Origin of the sequence: Litoribacter ruber, assembly GCF_018500185.1 — a bacterium.
Classification (GTDB): Bacteria; Bacteroidota; Bacteroidia; order Cytophagales; family Cyclobacteriaceae; genus Litoribacter; species Litoribacter ruber.
Map to the genome: position 1 here is coordinate 12669 of NZ_JAHBGI010000004.1, position 19090 is coordinate 31758.

Genomic DNA, 19090 nt, shown 5'->3' on the forward strand with positions numbered 1-19090 from the left:
CGCCTACTTGGTACTAAGTACTAAGTACTATGTACTAGGTAGAGGTAGGTTTGTAATTATTCAAACTGTTTTTAAGTTTGACAAGCATATTCTGAATATGCTTAAGTTCAGTTTCAATCTGATTAAACTTATCATCCCCAATAAACTTCAACCTGTTAGAAATTATCAATTGTGTGTCTAACTCAAAAGAGGAGGCTAGAGCCACGCTCAGAAAGTGGTCGAAATCTCTTTTCGTATTTCTTCCTGCTCCTTCTGCGATGTTTGAGGGAATTGAAACTGCGGCCCGGTTTATTTGACTTATTAAGCCATATTTTTCCTCTTTTGGAAGTTTTTCCGTAGCCTGGTAAACCATTATAGCAAGGTCAATTGCTTTCTGCCAAACTTGTAAATTACTGTATCGGTGCATATGTGAAAAAATGAAATACAATATAAGAATTTCCTTCCTGATTTTCACCTATACAACCGAAAACCCTACTTAGTACTTAGTACATAGTACATAGTACCCATAAAAAATACCAAGCAGGGCCGTGAAATCATTTATACCCCAAACAGAAGCCTAGTCGGATCCTCAAGTAGCTCTTTTACTCTCACCAGGAAGCTGACGGATTCGCGGCCGTCGATGATGCGGTGATCGTAGGAGAGGGCCAGGTACATCATTGGGAGGATTTTTACCTCACCGTTGACGGCCATTGGGCGCTCCACGATGTTGTGCATGCCTAGGATCGCTGATTGTGGGGCGTTGATGATTGGGGTGGACATCATGGACCCGAAGATACCTCCGTTGGTCAAAGTGAACGTACCGCCGGTCATCTCGTCAATTGACAACTTGTTGTCTCTCGCCTTGGTAGCCAATCTTACCACTTCTTTTTCCACCTCGTCAAAGGAAAGCTTCTCGGCATTTCTGATCACCGGTACCACCAAGCCTTTTGGAGCGGAAACGGCAATAGAAATGTCACAGAAATCATTGTAAACAATCTCGTTACCGTCAATCTGAGCGTTCACTGCTGGCCATTCCTGAAGGGCCACGCATACCGCTTTGGTGAAGAAGGACATGAAACCGAGGTTTACGCCATGCTTCTCCTTGAATTTATCTTTATACTGCTTACGGATATCCATGATAGGCTTCATGTTCACCTCATTGAAGGTGGTTAACATGGCCGTTTCATTCTTCACCGAAACCAGTCTTCTCGAGATGGTCCTTCTTAGGGAAGTCATCTTCTCACGACGGCTGTTTCTGTCTCCGCTTACTTTTGGTGCTTCGGCATCCGCAGTTTTTGCAGCCGGCTTGCTTTCTTGCTTCGCCGCTGGCTTAGCTGCTTTTTGTGCTTTTTCAGCATCTTCTTTGGTTACTCGGCCGTCTTTGCCGGTGCCGTTTACATCCTTTGGATCAATTCCTTTTTCTGCCAAAATCTTGGCAGCAGCAGGGGAGGCATGTCCGGTGGCGTAAGTTTCGTTGGCAGAAGCGGAAGCGCTTGCTGAAGCACTTTCTTTAGCTGCTGGAGCTGGCTCTCCCTGTGGAGCACCACCCTCGGTCACCTCGATCTTGCATATCAAGCCGCCGATTTCCAAGGTGTCGCCTTCTTGTGCTACGTGGCGAAGGATACCGTTAGCCTCGGCTGGGAGTTCAAAAGTAGCCTTGTCAGAATCCACCTCAGCGATGATTTCATCCAATTCTACATAATCACCGTCGTTTTTCAGCCAAGTGGCCAAGGTAACTTCAGTGATGGATTCACCTACGGTTGGTACTACCATTTCCTTTACCTCGCCAGTGGCGCCACCAGTGCTTGAGGAAGATTCTTCTTTAGGACTGTCAGCAGCTTTCTCAGCTGGAGCAGAATCGCCGGAGGCATTGGTGTCGATGGTGCAGATCACATCACCGATTTCCAAGGTGTCGCCTTCTTTGGCGTTGGTTTTCAAAATACCCGCTGCCTCGGCAGTCAGCTCAAAAGTAGCTTTGTCTGACTCCAGCTCGCAGATCACTTCGTCCATTTCTACATGGTCGCCGTCATTTTTAAACCATTGTCCAATGGTCACTTCGCTAATAGATTCCCCTACGGCAGGGACTTTTATTTCTAAGCTCATAATTTTCTTTTTACCCCCAGGCCAAGGCCTAAGGTTAATTTTACATTGGTTAAATTGTGAAATTAACCCCTTGTCCCGCCGAGGCGGGATTGGAGGTGTTTATTGTAATTTTAAGGCTTTGTTTAAAATTGCTTCTTGCTCCTGGTGGTGTACTTTGTTGTAACCGGTGGCAGGGGAGGCGCTGGCTTTTCTTGAGATCACATCCATAGGGAAGTCTCTGTAAAGGGCACGCATCATGTAGGTCCAGTAGCCCATGTTCTCCGGCTCTTCCTGTACCCAAACCACTTCTACATCATTGTATTGCTTGACGGCCTCCAAGATTTGGTTTTTAGGAAGCGGGTGAAGCTGCTCTACCCTTACGATAGCCACATCTTTCACTTTTTCCTTTTCTCTCTGCTCGATTAGGTCATAGTAGATTTTACCTGAGCAAAGTAATACGCGCTTCACATCCTTGGCTTTTACGCCAGTATCCTGAATTACCTCTCTGAATCTTCCCTGCGTGAATTCCTCGATAGGAGAAACCACTTTCGGGTGTCTGAGAAGTGATTTTGGGGACATCACGATACAAGGTTTTCTGAATTCCCAGGCCAGCTGTCTTCTTAGCATGTGGAAGAAGTTGGAAGGCTCGGTGATGTTGCAGACCACCATGTTGTATTCTGCTGAAAGTTGTAGGAATCTCTCCGGTCTGGCATTGGAGTGCTCAGGTCCCTGGCCTTCGTAGCCGTGTGGAAGTAGCATCACCAAACCGTTCATTTTCTGCCATTTTGATTCCCCAGAGGAAATAAACTGGTCGATCATGGTCTGGGCGCCGTTGGCGAAATCACCAAACTGGGCTTCCCATATGGCCAAAGCGTTAGGGTTTGCCATGGCGTAACCGTATTCAAAACCAAGCACCGCATATTCGGAAAGCAGGGAATTGTAGATATGGAACTGTCCCTTGCTGTCCTTCATTTCCTTCAGGGAATTGTGGGCCACATTGGTGTTGGCATCATGAAGCACGGCATGTCTGTGGGAGAAAGTACCTCTTCTCACATCCTGCCCGGTCAATCTTACCGTTTTTCCCTCCAAAAGAAGAGAGCCATAAGCCAAAAGTTCCGCTCCGGCCCAGTTGAGGGTCTTGGAGTTGAAGAACATTTCTTTACGCTGTTTCATCTGCGCCTCGATCTGCTTAATCGGCTTGAAGCCTTTAGGCAGGGTAGTCAAGGCTTCGGCTACCTTGTCGATAGCTTCTTGGGAAACGTATGTCTCTGGAGATTGCTCAAAGTCTTCCGGCTTTGATCTTCTCAGGGATTGCCACTCCTGCTCAAATTGGGTGAACTTATAAGGTAATGGTTGCTCCTTCACCATGTTCAGCCTGTCCTGAAGCAACTGACGGAATTCTTTGTCCATCTGCTTGGCAAGCTTGGCATCAATGTCACCTCTTTCAAGCAATCTCTTGTTATAGATTTCTCTTGGGTTAGGGTGCTTGGAGATAATGTTGTATAAAGATGGCTGTGTGAATTTAGGTTCATCAGACTCATTGTGGCCATGTCTTCTGTAGCAGACCATGTCAATAAAGATGTCTTTATTGAACTTCTGTCTGAATTCCGCAGCCAGGTTAGCCGCGAATACCACCGCTTCAGCGTCGTCGCCGTTTACGTGGATCACAGGCGCATCAATGATTTTGGCTACGTCCGTACAGTAGATGGATGAACGTGCATCGTCAAAGTCAGTCGTGAAACCTACCTGGTTGTTGATGACAAAGTGGATGGTGCCTCCGGTGTTGTAGCCTTTCAGTCCGGCCATCTGAGTCACCTCATAGACGATACCCTGTCCGGCTACCGCGGCATCCCCGTGGATGAGGATTGGCAGGGCCTTCTTGGTGTCATGCTGGTGTTCGGAGTCAATTTTTGCCCTGATGAAACCTTCTACCACCGGGTTAACCGCCTCAAGGTGGGATGGGTTAGGGGCAAGTTTAAGGTTGACCTTATTGTTGTCAGGGGTGTGGATATCACTGGAGTAACCCATGTGGTATTTCACGTCACCGTCACCCATGGTGAGGTCCGGCTTGGCAGTTCCCTCAAATTCAGAGAATATCTGCTCATAGGTTTTGCCCATGATGTTGGCCAACACGTTCAGACGGCCACGGTGGGCCATTCCGATCATCACTTCTTTCACGCCAAGACTGGCGCCTTTGTTGATGACCGCATCAAGGAAGGGGATGGTGCTTTCGCCGCCTTCCAGTGAAAAGCGTTTCTGTCCGAGGTATTTGGTATGAAGGAAGTTTTCGAATACTACCGCTTCGTTGAGTTTCGAAAGGATTCTTTTTTTGTCCTCTGCAGGTGGGTTGAAGGCCAAGGCCTCTTTTTCAATCTTGGTCTTGAGCCAGTCGAGCATCTCCGGATCGCGGATGTATAGGTACTCGAAGCCCATCGAGCCTTGGTATATCTTTTTGAGGGCGGCCAGAATATCGCTAAGTTTGGCCTTGCCAATGCCGATTTCATCGCCAGCCTGGAATTCGGTGTTTAGGTCCGCATCGCTCAAGCCCAAATCTTCCAGGTCAATGAGTGCCTTGCGGTCCACTCTTTCCCTTACCGGGTTTGTCTTGGAGCGCAGGTGTGCTCTGGAGCGGTGGGCGTGGATCAAGGCCCTAACCTTGATTTCTTTTGGAAGTTGCTCCATGTCCATGATGGTGCCTCTGGTGGCAAGACTTCCATTTTCGGCCTTAGGGGAGGCTGCCTGGGTTTGCGCCCCTCCATCTTCGTCTTCACCGTATTTGGTGATGGCAAAGTCGAAGCCGTCAAAGAAGGTTTTCCAGCTTGGATCTATGGATTCAGGATCTTTCTTGTATTCGTCATATAGCTCATCGATGTAAGCTACATGGGCGTTTGCAATATATGAGAATTTGTCCATGGTAAGGTTTTTTCTTATAGGACAAATATATAGAGTTACGGATTGTTTTAAAAATTGTATATTCGTGTAAACGAATTAAGCTGATAATCAAGTATGTTGATTTTTGTTTTCCGTAATAAATTTGGTTTTTGCTTTGCTTTCCTGATTTTTTGAAATGTTAAGCCAATATTAAGACAGGACTTTTGGTAAGGATAGTTAAGTGGGGCCTTAAAAGACTTTAAAATATTTCAATTATAAAAAACCCCGTGAGTATCATTCACTTGAGTAAGTATATTTCATCGGGTCAGGAAATTGGAATTTAAATCCTTGGACGAGCAGTTTTTCAGAAGAAATTATCCTTTGCTGATAATTTTGTGAAAAACTAATCGGCGGAGGAAAACCCATGTTCTGAGCATTGTGAAGGTAAATTTCTTTGCGCAATGGATGCTGTGGACTGACTGCATTGAAGATATTATTCCATTTGTTTTCAGTAATTATCCAGTCGATAATACCTATCACATCCTGCTGGTGAATATAATTGACAGGGATGTTGCCATCCACGTTTTCCTTGCCGGAGAAGTATTTCCCGGGGACGCGCTTTCCCCCCATCAAACCACCGCAGCGCAAAATGGTCAGATCGTAACCGGCATCTTTTGCCAACAGGTTTTCGGCCTTCAACAATGCTCGATTGCCCGTGTTGTGTTCAGTTATCCCAAAGCTTTCCTCATAGATGCCTTCGCTAGAGGGGTAAATGGATGATGAACTGATGTATATGATTTTTTTGACACCATGCTGTTCAGCTAATGCTTTGAGATATTTGGCTTGCTCTGGGTGAAAGGTGTCCGGTTTGCTTCTGGTGCCAGGGGGGATGTTGATAATCAAAACATCTGTCTGAAAAAGATTTCCAAACTTCTGCCCTGTAGGGTGGGGGGTCAGGTTGAATAGAAAAGGCTCCAGTTTCTCCCCTTTCAGCTTTTCCAGTTTTTCCATCGAGGTAGTACTGCCTTTTACTTCAAAGCCTTTTTGTTCCATATGCCGTGCCAGCGGCAACCCAAGCCATCCCAGGCCAATAACAGAGATAATCATATTTTTAGTCGTTGTACTATATTAAACTACAAGTGTCAATTTTGTTTTCTCCATAAAAGTGCAAGCCCATAGTTTACTCCGTGAGGAAGCTTTTACAAAAAAAGCCTCCCCATCAGGAAGGCTTCAATATCATCTCTCTCTTTTCGGCATGGTGCCTAAGATATAGTCCCATAAAGGTGAAGATACCCCAAAGGCCACGTCAGGATCTTTATAATGGTGAATGGCATGGTTGACCCATAGGATTTTAAGGAAATTCTTTGGTGGCTGATAGGCATGCACGATATAATGGACGCCTAGGTAAAGCGCATAACCTGACAGGAAACCCGGTAAGAAATAAAGCGCATAATCATTCATCAGCAAGGTAAAAACCACATAGAATACAAATGCATAAAAAGCACTAATAAAAGGCGGCATTGCCAACCTGTCCTTATCCTTGGGATAGTCATGGTGGACCCCGTGAACGGAATACTGAAGTTTGTCTTTTACCTTGTTGTCAGGTTCCATATGAAAGAAATACCTATGCATGATATATTCCACCAAGGTAAATGCCAATAAGCCCACAAGGGTAATCGCTAAGCCCACGCTCAATGGGATATCGGTGATGGTAACGGCGTAATAAAAAGACACCGTCCCAATTCCTAAAAACATGGCGATCGGGATACTAATGTGAGTCCTGGACATTTTTTCCAAGACCGGATTTTCAAACATCCTCGCCGATCCGCTGTTGTCCGGTCTGTCTAGTCTTCCAATCTTTTTCATAAAAAAACGTTGTTGATTTCGGTTTATCTACAGATAATATTATGCCAAACAGTGGTAAATTTTAATGCAAATCTACTCCAGGTTAATTTAAAATGGAATCTTATTTTGTAAAATTTAATTTTATGACAAAAATCAGGTTTTTATTTGGCGGTTTCTAGTGAACTTTCAATTGTCTTCTTATAAAAGGACTCATAAAGGGGCAAAATGTTTGACACGTCGAATTCTTTCGCGCGAGCAAGGGCTCTAGCTTTAAACCCGGGCAGGTTTTCGGAAGAAAGAATTTCCAAGGCACGCTCTGCCATGGTATTGATATCCCCGACATTACAATTGAAACCGGTTTCGCCATCAATGTTCAATTCCGGGATCCCTCCTGCATTTGAGGAGAGCACTGGCACTTCGCAGGCCATGGCTTCCAGGGCGGCCAGACCAAAACTTTCTTTTTCCGAAGGAATCATGAAAAGGTCGGCTACCGAAAGTACTTCTTCCACCGCTTCGAGTTTGCCCAGAAACCTTACATCATCGCAGGTGCCCAGTTCACGGCAAAGCCTCTCCATTCTGTCCCTTTCCGGTCCATCGCCCACCAGCAAAAGTTTGACGGGCATAATTTTTCGCAGCTTGTCAAAAACATAGATCACATCTTCCACCCGTTTTACTTTCCGGAAGTTGGAGGTGTGTACGATAAGTTTTTCCCCATTGGGGCAAATGGCGGTTTTAAAATGTTCCTTCTTCTGTTTTTTAAACCTTTCCAAGTCGATGAAATTGGGGATAACCTCAATCTCTTTTTTGATGTCGAAATGGTCGTAGGTAGCTTTTCTTAAGTCTTCCGAAACGGCCGTCACACCATCAGATTGGTTGATGCTGAAGGTTACGACTGGTTCATAGGAGGGATCCTTGCCTACCAGGGTGATGTCGGTACCGTGTAGGGTGGTGACCACGGGGATGTGAATGCCTTGGGCTTTGAGGATCTGTTTGGCCATATAGGCTGCAGAGGCATGCGGAATGGCGTAGTGCACATGCAGCAAGTCCAATTTCTCATATTTGACTACATTGACCATTTTACTGGCCAGGGCCAATTCATAAGGGGCATGTTCAAAAAGGGGATAACTCTTGATGTCTACCTCGTGGTAAAAGAGGTTTGCACTGAAAAAATCCAACCTGGTGGGCTGTCTGTAGGTAATAAAGTGGATCTCGTGGCCTTCTTTAGCCAGGGCTTTGCCAAGTTCTGTGGCCACCACTCCGCTACCACCGAAGGTAGGGTAACAGACAATTCCGATTCTCATATATAAGGAGTTATATGATCGTGGCGGTCCAGAAAATGCCGGACCGCCATGATCAGGTATTTACAAAGCTTTATATCAATACCCCTTTAACACGAATCTTAATTGTTTTTGTTCGCCTGTGCGTAATTATTTAGGGATTCGTATCGAAGTGATTTATATATGATGTCATGTATTTCAGTCCTATAACCTTCTTTCAATAGGGTATTATTACTTGCGTCAGGGTAAACTCTATTGGAAAGGAAGACGTAAATCAGCTGGTTGTCAGGGTCTGCCCATACGGCCGTGCCCGTAAATCCGGTGTGGCCAAATGTGCTTTTTGGGGCCAGTTTTCCGGTGGAGCCGTTTTTGCCTTTTTCAACCTCTGGCTTATCCCAGCCCCAGCCTCTTCGGCTCTGTTCTGATTGCCTTCTGGTAAATTCATGCACCGTTTTTTCATCCAGCAGGTGTACATCCCCGTACTTACCTCCCTGCAGCAGCATCTGCATCATCACTGCCAAGTCGTTGGCCGTTCCAAATAGGCCTGCGTGGCCTGCTACACCCCCGTACATGGCGGCCCCCTGGTCGTGGACAAACCCGCGGACAAGGTTTTTTCTGAAAGACCTGTCCTCTTCAGTAGGGGCGATCATGTCCAGATCCAGTTTGCGGTGAGGCAAATAAGTGAGAGTGTAAAGTCCCAAAGGCTCATAGAAGTTATGCTCCATGAAGTCGTTCAAAGGCTGATTGAGCAATCTTTCCGTCACCCTTTGCATGATATACATGCCAATGTCAGAGTAAGTGTAATCAAATTTATTTTGGCCTTTCGGTAGCGTCTTCAAATCGGCTTCCAAGGACCATTTCCACAAGCTGTCCCGGAGACTGTTTATGGCGTACATATTGGTGCCCAACTGGATATTGTAACCCTCCATTTCATGGGCGCTATAGAACTCGTTTTTCCACTTGCCGCCTTCCAGGGTTTTGGAGTGAAACGGTATATAGGGCTTCAGGCCTGCCTCGTGGGTCATGATATCCCTGATCTTCAATTTGCCCTTGTTGGTATCACGGAGATCTGGCAGGTATTGAGAGATGGAGGCATCCATGTCCAAAAGCTGCTGGCTTTGCAAAAACATCACCGCCGATGTGGTGGACATTACTTTGGTGATGCTCGCTAGGTCATACACCGTTTCGGTGGTTACAGGCCTGCTTTTCTGATAGTCGAGGTGACCATAAGCCTTCTCAAAGATCACATGCCCGTTTTTGGCCACCAAAACCACTCCGCCCGGTGTGGCTTTTTTCTGGATGGCCTCATTCATCTTGCGGTCGATTTCAAGCAAGGAGCGGCTGTCCACTCCCTGGGTTTCTGGTGTGCTGTAGGCCAGTCTGGAAAGCTTTTTGGTGTCCATTCCCGATCCAAACGGGAATTTTTTGCTGGCCGTAACCGGCAGCCTGCCCTCGGCGGCTCTGGCGCCAAAGATTACCTGAGGCACTAGCTTTTCTGTAAACTCATTCTCCTCGTAGGCCATCACCACATGTGAAAGTCCTTCAAGTTGCTTGGCACCGTAACTGTTGCCAAACATCACGGCTATAACGTTGTGCTTTGCGCTCAGTTTTTTGATGAAGTGGATATCGCTTTCGTTGAGTCCAAAGTTTCTTTTCGGATTATTGGTCATGCCCGTGATTCCAACTACGACGGTATTGTAATCCTGTAGGTTGGCCTCCAGGTTGTTGTAATCCATGGAAGATGGGCTTTTAGAAAGGTCAAAATGTTTGAACTTGCCGTATTTTGAAAGTTGCTTCTTGAACTCTTTGCCTTGGCCACCCCCGATGGTGATGGAGGCCATGTTGAGCATGTCTATGTTTTTTAAGGGCAGAAAATTGTTCTGGTTAGCTATTACGCTAATGGAGGAAGCGTATAGCTCCTCGATCACCCCCTTGGTGTGGTTGGTGTTGATTCTTTCGACCAGCCTGTTGGTATCGATAGGTTTCTGCTGGTGCAACCCACTCCAATATTTTGCACGCAATACTTTTCTGATTCTGCCGTCAATTTCTTCCTGGGTGATTTTTCCATCTTTTACTGCTTCCAAAATCAGTTGCTTGGCCTTTGCCACATCCTGAGAGTAGAGCAGGATGTCATTTCCTGCCAATAGAGCCAAAAGGTCCACTTCTCCCGGTTTGTGAAAGGAGCTTACGCCTTTCATGTTAAGAGCATCGGTGAAGATAAGGCCATTGAAATTCATCTCGTTTTTTAGCATATCGGTCACCACCTTTTTCGAAAGGGTAGTGGCGCGGTTAGGCTCACTGTCAAGGCTTGGTACATGAAGGTGGGCTACCATTACGCTCATCAGATCCTGGTCGATCAGGGCCTGATAGGGATAAAGGTCAATGTCGCGGATCCTTTGTTCGCCGTGCTTGATTACCGGCAGGGTGTAGTGGCTGTCGGATTCGGTGTCCCCGTGTCCTGGGAAATGCTTGGCATTGGCCATGATGCCATGATCCTGCATGCCTTTCATGTAGGCCAGTGATTTTTGGGTCACCAGTTCTTTTTGTTCCCCAAACGCACGGTACCCGATCACCGGGTTCTGGGGATTGGAGTTTACATCTACCACGGGGGCAAAATTGATGTGCATGCCCAGTTCCTTAAACTGGCGGGCGATTTCCTTGCCCATGTTGTACACCAGCCGGTCATCCTGAATGGCGCCCAGGGTCATCTGCTTGGGGTACTGCATCATGGAATCCAAGCGCATGCTGATGCCCCACTCGGCATCCATGGCCAGGTAAAGAGGGGTTTTGGAGATGGATTGGTAATAATTGGTCAAGTGGGCCTGCCGCACCGGGCCGCCCTGGAAAAATATGAGTCCGCCCAGGTGTTGCTCCTGGATGAGTTTGGCAATCTCCTGCTTGTGTTTTTCGTCCTTGTTGGAATAGGCCGCCACCATAAACAGCTGGCCCAACCTTTCTTCGAAGGTCATGGAATGAAAAACACTGTCAACCCACTGGTCCTGCAGATGACTGTCCTTTGTGGCCAAAGGGTCACGGTCATTAGGTCCTTTCCCGCCGGCCAACAGCCATGATGTGGTCAACATCACCGCCATGAGGGCCTGCCAAACTTTTCTTTGCATGTAAATGTTTAATTTTTATTGCTTAAAATTTAAAATAACTTTGTAGTACAACTTGTCTGTATTGCAACGTCAAACTTACACAATAACTTGTCCCAGCCCTATTGTATTGTGATAAAGTGGAATAAGTTTATTTAAGTAACGTATTCAAGTGACAACCGAAAATTTGACCCATGAAACTCCCATCATTATTTAAGTCCGCCAGCCATCAACGATTTGATATCAAACCCAGATTTTATGATCCGGTAAAAGAAGAAATCGAACAGCGAACCTCGAGAATTCAAAAAGAATTGGAGTCAAAGGGTGTTTTGCATCCGGATGAATATGGGGAAGAAGATTTTGGAAAAAGTCGTTCTTCCTCCCTCAGAGGAGCATTTACCCAAAGTAGTTTACGTAAAAGTAGCTCCGGTGGTTTGTCCAGTGCCGGACTTTTGAGGATGTTGATTTTTGTAATTCTGATGGTGGGGGTATTTGGGTATATTTACTATGGAAATGCGGCCCTTTATGCCCTTCTTTACATTGCGGCGGGCGCAGGATTGGTGATGGTATTTTTCAGGTTAAAAGGAAAGAAAAAGCATGAGTGATATTATCCAACTACTTCCCGACGCTATTGCCAACCAGATAGCAGCCGGTGAGGTGGTTCAAAGGCCCGCTTCCGCTCTCAAGGAGATGATGGAAAATTCCGTGGATGCAGGTGCCGACAATATTCAGGTATTTATAAAAGAGGCTGGTAAGGCCCTCATCCAGGTGATTGACAACGGTAAGGGGATGTCCCCGACCGATGCCAGGATGAGCTTTGAGCGCCACGCCACGTCCAAGATCAGGCAGTCGGAAGACCTTTTTGCCATCAAAACGTTCGGTTTCCGTGGTGAGGCAATGGCCTCCATTGCGGCGGTGGCCCAAGTGGAACTGAAAACCCGCACCGCCAATGATGAGCTGGGAACCTTGATCTGTATAGAGGGTTCGGAGGTGAAAAAGCAGGAGCCCGTAGTCTGCTCTACCGGGACCTCGATTGCCATCAAAAACCTGTTTTTCAACGTACCTGCCAGAAGAAATTTTCTCAAATCCAACGCCATCGAAATGCGGCATATCGTGGAGGAATTCCAACGGGTGGCCTTGGCCTATCCGGAAATTGGTTTTTCCCTCATGCAAAACGATATGGAGCTCTTCAAACTGAATCCCGGCAAGCTTAGCCAGAGGATCGTAGGGGTATTTGGAAAGAATTACCAGGGACAGCTTGTCCCCTGCCATGAAGAAACGCCTCACTTGAATATTCACGGATATGTAGGCAAACCGGAAAACGCCAAAAAATCAAGAGGCGAGCAGTACTTCTTTGTCAACAACAGGTTTATAAAAAGCAACTACCTGCACCATGCGGTTACCAATGCTTTTGAAGGTCTAATGCCTGGGGAAAGCCATCCTTTCTATTGCCTGTTTTTGGATTTGGACCCCACCCACATCGATATCAATGTGCACCCTACCAAGACGGAAATCAAATTCGATGACGAGCGCACCATTTATGCGGTGGTAAGATCTGCGGTCAAGCAGGCCCTTGGGGCGCACAATGTGGTGCCCACGCTGGATTTTAGCATGGATGTCAACTTTACCGATACCTGGAAAAGGGACGAGGGGCAAAAGCAGGAAGTGAAGCAGGAAAATTCCTACAAAACGCACTCCATGCCATCCTTTAAGAAGAAGGATGCGACCGGATGGGAAAATCTTTTTGAACAGGATGCCCTGAACAGCCGTTCCCATTCTTCCTCAGAGAGGGAAGAGTGGAAAAAGGAAGAAACGGCGAACCCGGAAATGATGACCTTTTCCAGCAAGGTCAATGCCGACGAGCCGGTACAGAGTAGGGAAGAGGAGTCTGCGGCTCCTTCGGCAATTGCGGCCACCGGGACGACCTTCCAGGTGGAGCAGACTTACATCGTGGCGCAAATGTCCACAGGGTTGTTGATTTTGGACCAGCAGGCCACACATGAGCGGATTTTGTATGAGCGCTACATCAGGCAGCTCACCAATATCCAGGGGGCTTCCCAACAGTGTCTGTTTCCGCAAAGCATAAGGTTGAGTCCCTCGGATTTCTCTTTGGTCATGGATTTGCATGAAGAGCTCAACAGCCTGGGCTTCTTGGTAGAGGAATTTGGCCAGCACACCGTGGTGATCAACGGGGTGCCTGCTGATATTTACATCAACAATGAAAAGGCCCTGTTTGAGGGATTGCTCGAGCAGTTTAAGCACTTCAAATCCGAATTGTCCATTGACAACAAGGAAAACCTTGCCAGGTCGCTTGCCAAGCGTTCGTCCATCAAAAAGGGTAAGGTATTGAAAGCCCAGGAAATGGAAACCCTGGTGGGGCAGCTTTTTGCCTGCCAAAACCCGAATTATGGCGTATCGGGAAACAAAACCTTCGTCAAATTAGATTTAAATAAACTACAAAGCTTTTTTCAGCGCTAACACATGTTCAGATCTTTAACTCCGGTAGTCAAAAATTTACTGCTAATCACCATAGGGATTTTTGTCATTACCTCCTATTTAATGCCCCAGCTGAAAGGCTGGTTTGCCCTTTATTACATCAACAGTGATAGGTTTGAACCCTTTCAGTTTTTGACCTACATGTTTATGCATGCCGACTTCTGGCACCTGTTCAGCAACATGCTCGGCTTGTTTATCTTTGGTCCCATGCTGGAGCAGTTTCTGGGTGGCAAAAAGGTGCTTATCCTCTGGATGGTTTGTGGTGTGGGCTCAGGAATCTTATATTCGGGATATACGTTCTATAGGATGAACCAGCTGGACACCCACGTGGAGAGTTTTTACAACAATCCCAGTCCAGCGGAATTCAACAGGTTCGTGTCGGCCCACCGGCATCATTTCAAACCTGAGATCTATGATTTCATTGATGATTATGACCGCAACCCGGAAAATGAGCGCTATGAGAGCATCGCCAAGAACTATATGGTTAAAATCCGAAATAATGTAGCAAATATCCCGATGGTGGGAGCCTCTGGCGCATTATTTGGTGTATTGATTGCATTTGGTATGCTATTTCCAAACACCCAGCTGTTTCTGCTGTTTCCACCTATGCCGGTAAAGGCGAAATACCTGGTTCTTTTTTATGGACTATATACCGTTTGGAACATTATCGATAGCCGCCCTACGGACAATGTGGCCCACTTTGCGCACCTAAGTGGCTTAGTGATCGGATTTATATTAATTACTTATTGGAAAAGAAGTAGAGATAGTTTCTATTAACAAATATGTACGCAGGATTTTGGGATCAAATTAAGAACGCTTTTAACCAAAGTGGAAACAGCCTTTATAAAATATTGGCCATTAACCTTTTGGTGTATTTTATACTCCTAGTCTCTTGGGTGTTTTTGAGTTTGGCCGGTCAGGAGGCCCTTTACAATGCCATGAGGTCCTATCTGATGATGCCGGCAGCCCCGGAATATTTCATCACCCAGCCCTGGACCATCTTCACCTACATGTTTACCCACGACAGGTTTTTCCATATTCTGTTCAATATGCTGTTCCTTTATTGGTTTGGGCTTTTGGTAATGGAGTATTTGGGCAGCCGTAAGTTGGCCAATCTATATATTCTGGGAGGTATCACCGGTGGACTGTTTTATATGGTGGTGTACAACATAGCCCCTCTTTTTAGCGATCACGTTGACCGAAGTTTGATGCTGGGTGCCAGTGCGGGTGTGTATGCCATAGTTGTTGCAGCTGCGACTTTATCGCCCAATACTTCCTTTAGGCTTCTGTTGCTGGGAAACGTCAAAATAAAATACATAGCCATATTTTACGTGCTGGTGGCCTTTGCCAATTCAGCAGGAAGTAATGCTGGTGGTGAGCTTGCCCACTTGGGAGGAGCTGCACTTGGATACATCTATGTGGTTCAGCTACGCAATGGGCGTGATTTGGGCATTCCTGTGCAGGTAGTGGGGCAGTTTTTTGAAAAGCTCTTTAGTAGGAAGTCAAAGGTAAAAGTAACCTACAGGAAAAAAAGCTACGAATACAAGTCGGAACCGCTTTCCAAAAGCAGGGCAGGCGAGATGACCTCTCAGGAAGAAATCGACAGGATCCTGGACAAGATCGCGGAAAAGGGCTACGACAGCCTCTCCAAGGACGAAAAAAGAAAACTCTTTGAATTCAGCAACAAAGCATAAAAATAGCCCGGAGCGATCACTCCGGGCTATTTTATTTTTGGTAGGTCATGTCGTAAATTAACTTGACACTTTTAATCTATTAAGTTCTGCCGCTCAGAAGTAACCTGGCTTTGTCAGTAAAAAGGAGCTGTGAAACTCAGTGTCGAACTCGGTGCAGGACCATGTCCCTTTTCTTTCCGCGTAGAAACTTTCGGTCTTCCGTCTCCGGTCTAATTTATAAAATAAACCAGTCCCAATCTAAATACGGCCTGCCCGCTGTTCTGAAGCTGATATTTAAATTCTGGATTAAATGCCAGACGGTCGGCAAATTTAAGCACACCTCCCACGCCTACATTGGCTCCTGCACGGCTAGTTCTGAAATCACCGCCAATTAAATCAGGATTTTCCCAATTATTGGTGAAACCAGCCATTCCATACCATTGAAGGATTCCTTCGGTAAAATAATATCTGGCATCGATATTCAGGTTGCTTGCCCTGCCGAATTCCCAGAAGTAAATAGTGTGGTTAGGGGCAAGGGAGATCCTATCCACAAGGAAGTACTCAGCTCCAAAATTAAGGCCGAATAGCTCGGAAGTAAATCCAAAGTCCCCGCCAAGTTGAATCCTGGCTTCCCCGCGCTGTTGGGCTTCGGTAAGGCCCACGGTCATCACAAATGTGAAGATAAACAATAGCTTTTTCATAGTTAAATAGTTTTCAGAAGCTGCACAAAAATTAAACCAGCAGACGTTTACTCCTTCAAAATCGCCTCTACTTCGTTTTTATTGGCAAGTTGGCCACAGGCCGCATCAATATCCTGGCCCCGTGATTTTCTTACTTTGGCAATGATCCCATGGCTTTCCAGCACCTGGATATACATGTCAACTGCTTCCTGTGAGGCCTGTCGGAATTCACCCTCATCAATAGGGTTGTACTGAATAATATTGACTTTGCTCGGGATATGTTTGCAGAATTTTGCCAAAGCAAGCGCATGCTCTTTGTTGTCATTGATGCCGTCCCAGATCACATATTCATAGGTAACCTTGCGTTTTGTTTTATAATACCAATATTTAAGGGATTCTGCCAAGTCCTCAATGGGGTTGACATCATTGATTGGCATCAATCGGCTTCTGGTTTCATTGATGGCGGAGTGCAGGGAAATGGCAAGATTGAACTTCACCTCATCGTCAGCCATCTTTTTGATCATTTTTGGGATGCCTACTGTGGAAAGAGTGATTCTTCGTGGCGCCATACCGAGTCCATCGGCGGAAGTGATTTTATCGATGGCAGAAATCACGTTGTTGTAGTTCAGCAAAGGTTCACCCATTCCCATAAAAACGATGTTGGTCAGGGGACGCTGGAAATAGGTTTCCGCTTCCTCTTTGATGGCCACTACCTGATCGTAAATTTCATCCGGGTTGAGGTTTCTCATCCTTTTGAGCCTTGCCGTGGCGCAAAAGTTACAGTCCAGGCTGCAGCCTACTTGGGAGGACACACAGGCAGTGATTCTTTTGGTGGTGGGGATTAGCACGGATTCCACAATCTTGCTGTCATAAAGCTTTACCGCATTTTTTATGGTGCCGTCGCTGCTGTGCTGCATGAGGTCCACCTTCACGTGGTTGATGAGAAAGTTTGCCTTCAGCATCTCCCGTGTTTCTTTGGAAATATTGGTCATGTCGTCAAAATTCTTCAGCGACTTGTTCCACAACCAGTCGTAAACCTGCTTGGCCCGGAATTTTTTGTCCCCTTGGGACACAAAAAATTCCTCGAGTTGCTCCAGACTGAATTTACGTATATCTCTTTTCTCAGGTGTATTCATTTTGCAAAGTTAAGCATTCTCTGCGACAAGCGCAGCTTGGTCATTTGTGCCTAGGCAAACATTCAGGAAAGAAAGAAAGTTTGGTTTATATCTTCAAATCTAAATTTCAAGCTATGCTTAATAAAAGAAACCTCTTGAGAAGTGCTTATTTTTTCAGAAGAAAAGTTGCCATGGGGAAATTATGGGTGGGCAAGAAAACAGGTATCGTCCGGAAGATCATGGTCTTGCCTTTCAAAGGTTTCGGCTCCAATCATGAGGTTTTCCTGATCGGCCGGGTGATCAAGGACAGGGGGATAAAGCCCGCTGAAGAGGGGCATGGCAGGTGGAAAAACTTCAAATCCATGTACAAAAGGTTTATGAGTTGGAAGATTCCCAATGTCAGGGTCCGGGCCTCATTTGCCGGTGATGTGCAGACGGTGGTGACTGATGAGGAGGGGTACTTTGAATTCAAGCTATCGCCAAAGGAAACCATTGAGGAAGTTGGGGATGTGCGGAAGGTACAGCTGGAGCTTCTGGATGAGGTCGTGCGCAGGCAAGGAAAAGTGACCGCACAGGGGAAGGTGTTTATCCCGCCTTCGACAGCTGAATTTGGGATAATTTCGGATATTGATGATACGATTGTCCCTACTGGAGCCACTAGATGGTACGCCATGTTTCAGGCGACTTTTTTCCACAACGCCTTGACCAGGCTCCCCTTTCCCGGGGTGGCGGAGTTTTATAAGGCCTTGGTGCAGGGGAGGGATGAAAAGCCGGATAACCCGATCTTTTATGTGTCCAGCAGCCCTTGGAACTTATATGATTTTTTGGCTGAATTTCTTGAAATTCACCACATCCCAAAAGGCCCGCTGATGCTGCGTGATATAGGCTTAACCAGGGAGCAGTTTATTGCAGGAGGCCATGAGCTGCACAAGCTGACCCAGATTGAGCATATCTTTGAGGTCTACCCGGATTTGAAGTTTGTGCTGATAGGGGACAGCGGGCAAAAGGATCCCGAGATCTATTTGCAGGCGGTCCGTGATTTTCCCGGCAGGGTGAAAAGAATCTATATCAGAAATGTGAGCACTTATAAAAGGGAAGCCAAAGTAAAGGAGATCGGACAGGAACTCCGAAAGCTGGGTGTGGAGCAGGTTTTGGTGAAGGATACTTTTATTGCAGCAAAAGATGCATTAAAAGAGGGCATGATTGTCAAGGAAAACATTGGGGATATAGAGGAAAAAGTGGTAGATTGATGGGAGACTTCTTCACGGAGAAAAGTTTAAAAAATTATTAGGAAAAGTGGCTGCAGCATGGGATTTGGCATGTATAGAGTGCTCATAGTTTTGATATTGATGGGTTGCCTGGTTTCTTGCAGGCCAGGTGTGTATCATGTACAGCGCATGGAGGTAAACCATCAGGCTGCCCCATTGGACATCAGCCAGGTGATGTTGGTAAATGGGCTGAACAGTTTGCCTTATAAGGAACATGAGCTTTTTTCCTCTACGGTGCTCCGGCAGCTGCGCAGCAACGGTTTTATAGATGTGTTTTCCACTGATGAGCTTGAAGTTGAGCTGCTTTCGGCGGGTATTAGGGATTTTTCAGTCCAAAGGAATATTGATAGGCTTTATTCCGAACTGGGCATCGTTTACCTTTTGCAGGTGGATATTATTAACAGGAAAATAGCTAGAACTAGCAAGCTCTCAGCCTTGAGTGCGGCTGGTCAGGATGTCAACAGGAGGTATGCTACCCTTCACACGCCATCAGAGTCCAAGCATATGGTAGATATCCAATATTCCCTTTATCAAGTGGATATTGCCGATACCTTGGCTGTATATCAAGTGAGGGCCGAGCACAAATGGGACAACTCCCTGCGCCCGGAGCTGATCCGTAGGGATGTTCAGAAGCTGATGGACCAACTCAATTATTATACTCATTGAGGTGATTTTTCTGACATAATGGCATTTCTACATAGGTTTTTAG

General features: G+C 46.3%; 15 protein-coding genes. 6 read left to right on the plus strand and 9 right to left on the minus strand.

Going from position 1 to position 19090, the window contains the following annotated elements; all coding sequences use genetic code 11:
• Positions 1-34: 34 nt before the first annotated feature.
• The 7 genes from KIH41_RS06620 to KIH41_RS06650 all read right to left on the minus strand — a co-directional run bounded on the left by KIH41_RS06620 (position 35) and on the right by KIH41_RS06650 (position 11173).
• Positions 35-406, minus strand: coding sequence for a four helix bundle protein (locus tag KIH41_RS06620; RefSeq protein WP_213943335.1), 372 nt, complete (start codon positions 404-406; stop codon positions 35-37).
• Between the two features lie 131 nt (positions 407-537).
• Entirely contained in the window at positions 538-2082 is a 1545-nt protein-coding gene (gene odhB, locus KIH41_RS06625; RefSeq protein ID WP_213943336.1) for a 2-oxoglutarate dehydrogenase complex dihydrolipoyllysine-residue succinyltransferase, read from the minus strand.
• Positions 2083-2181: 99 nt separating this feature from the next.
• Positions 2182-4974, minus strand: coding sequence for a 2-oxoglutarate dehydrogenase E1 component (locus KIH41_RS06630; RefSeq protein WP_214161942.1), 2793 nt, complete (start codon positions 4972-4974; stop codon positions 2182-2184).
• Between the two features lie 252 nt (positions 4975-5226).
• On the minus strand, positions 5227-6039 hold the full coding sequence (locus KIH41_RS06635) for an NAD(P)H-binding protein (protein ID WP_213943338.1): 813 nt from the start codon (positions 6037-6039) through the stop codon (positions 5227-5229).
• 129 nt (positions 6040-6168) lie between these two features.
• Positions 6169-6798, minus strand: a complete 630-nt coding sequence (locus KIH41_RS06640; RefSeq protein ID WP_213943339.1) for a sterol desaturase family protein — start codon at positions 6796-6798, stop codon at positions 6169-6171.
• 140 nt (positions 6799-6938) lie between these two features.
• Positions 6939-8078, minus strand: coding sequence for an N-acetyl-alpha-D-glucosaminyl L-malate synthase BshA (gene bshA / locus KIH41_RS06645; RefSeq protein ID WP_213943340.1), 1140 nt, complete (start codon positions 8076-8078; stop codon positions 6939-6941).
• A 98-nt stretch (positions 8079-8176) separates the two neighbouring features.
• Positions 8177-11173, minus strand: a complete 2997-nt coding sequence (locus KIH41_RS06650; RefSeq protein WP_213943341.1) for a glycoside hydrolase family 3 N-terminal domain-containing protein — start codon at positions 11171-11173, stop codon at positions 8177-8179.
• 170 nt (positions 11174-11343) lie between these two features.
• Between KIH41_RS06650 and KIH41_RS06655 the strand changes: the two genes are divergently transcribed.
• From KIH41_RS06655 to KIH41_RS06670, 4 genes are read left to right on the plus strand one after another with little or no spacing between them, the layout of a single operon-like run.
• Complete coding sequence (locus KIH41_RS06655) at positions 11344-11754, plus strand: hypothetical protein (protein ID WP_213943342.1); 411 nt, start codon at positions 11344-11346, stop codon at positions 11752-11754.
• Positions 11747-13627 carry a DNA mismatch repair endonuclease MutL gene (mutL, locus tag KIH41_RS06660; RefSeq protein WP_214161943.1) on the plus strand — a complete coding sequence of 627 codons (1881 nt, stop codon included), beginning with the start codon at positions 11747-11749 and terminating at the stop codon, positions 13625-13627. Before KIH41_RS06655 ends, mutL begins: the two co-directional genes overlap by 8 nt.
• 3 nt (positions 13628-13630) lie before the next feature.
• Positions 13631-14422, plus strand: coding sequence for a rhomboid family intramembrane serine protease (locus tag KIH41_RS06665; protein ID WP_214161944.1), 792 nt, complete (start codon positions 13631-13633; stop codon positions 14420-14422).
• 5 nt (positions 14423-14427) lie between these two features.
• A complete protein-coding gene (locus KIH41_RS06670; protein ID WP_213943345.1) occupies positions 14428-15339 on the plus strand; it encodes a rhomboid family intramembrane serine protease in 912 nt (303 codons plus the stop codon).
• A 209-nt stretch (positions 15340-15548) separates the two neighbouring features.
• On the opposite strand, the gene KIH41_RS06675 is transcribed toward KIH41_RS06670, so the two are convergent.
• Positions 15549-16019, minus strand: coding sequence for a hypothetical protein (locus KIH41_RS06675; protein WP_213943346.1), 471 nt, complete (start codon positions 16017-16019; stop codon positions 15549-15551).
• Between the two features lie 47 nt (positions 16020-16066).
• A complete protein-coding gene (rlmN, locus tag KIH41_RS06680) occupies positions 16067-17134 on the minus strand; it encodes a 23S rRNA (adenine(2503)-C(2))-methyltransferase RlmN (RefSeq protein WP_213943347.1) in 1068 nt (355 codons plus the stop codon).
• 113 nt (positions 17135-17247) lie between these two features.
• Here rlmN and KIH41_RS06685 point away from each other — a divergent pair, with 113 nt between their 5' ends.
• The gene (locus tag KIH41_RS06685; protein ID WP_214161945.1) at positions 17248-18363 is read left to right on the plus strand and encodes an App1 family protein; all 1116 of its coding nucleotides are present in this window, start codon (positions 17248-17250) and stop codon (positions 18361-18363) included.
• Positions 18364-18420: 57 nt separating this feature from the next.
• The gene (locus tag KIH41_RS06690) at positions 18421-19047 is read left to right on the plus strand and encodes a hypothetical protein (RefSeq protein ID WP_213943349.1); all 627 of its coding nucleotides are present in this window, start codon (positions 18421-18423) and stop codon (positions 19045-19047) included.
• Positions 19048-19090: the final 43 nt, after the last annotated feature.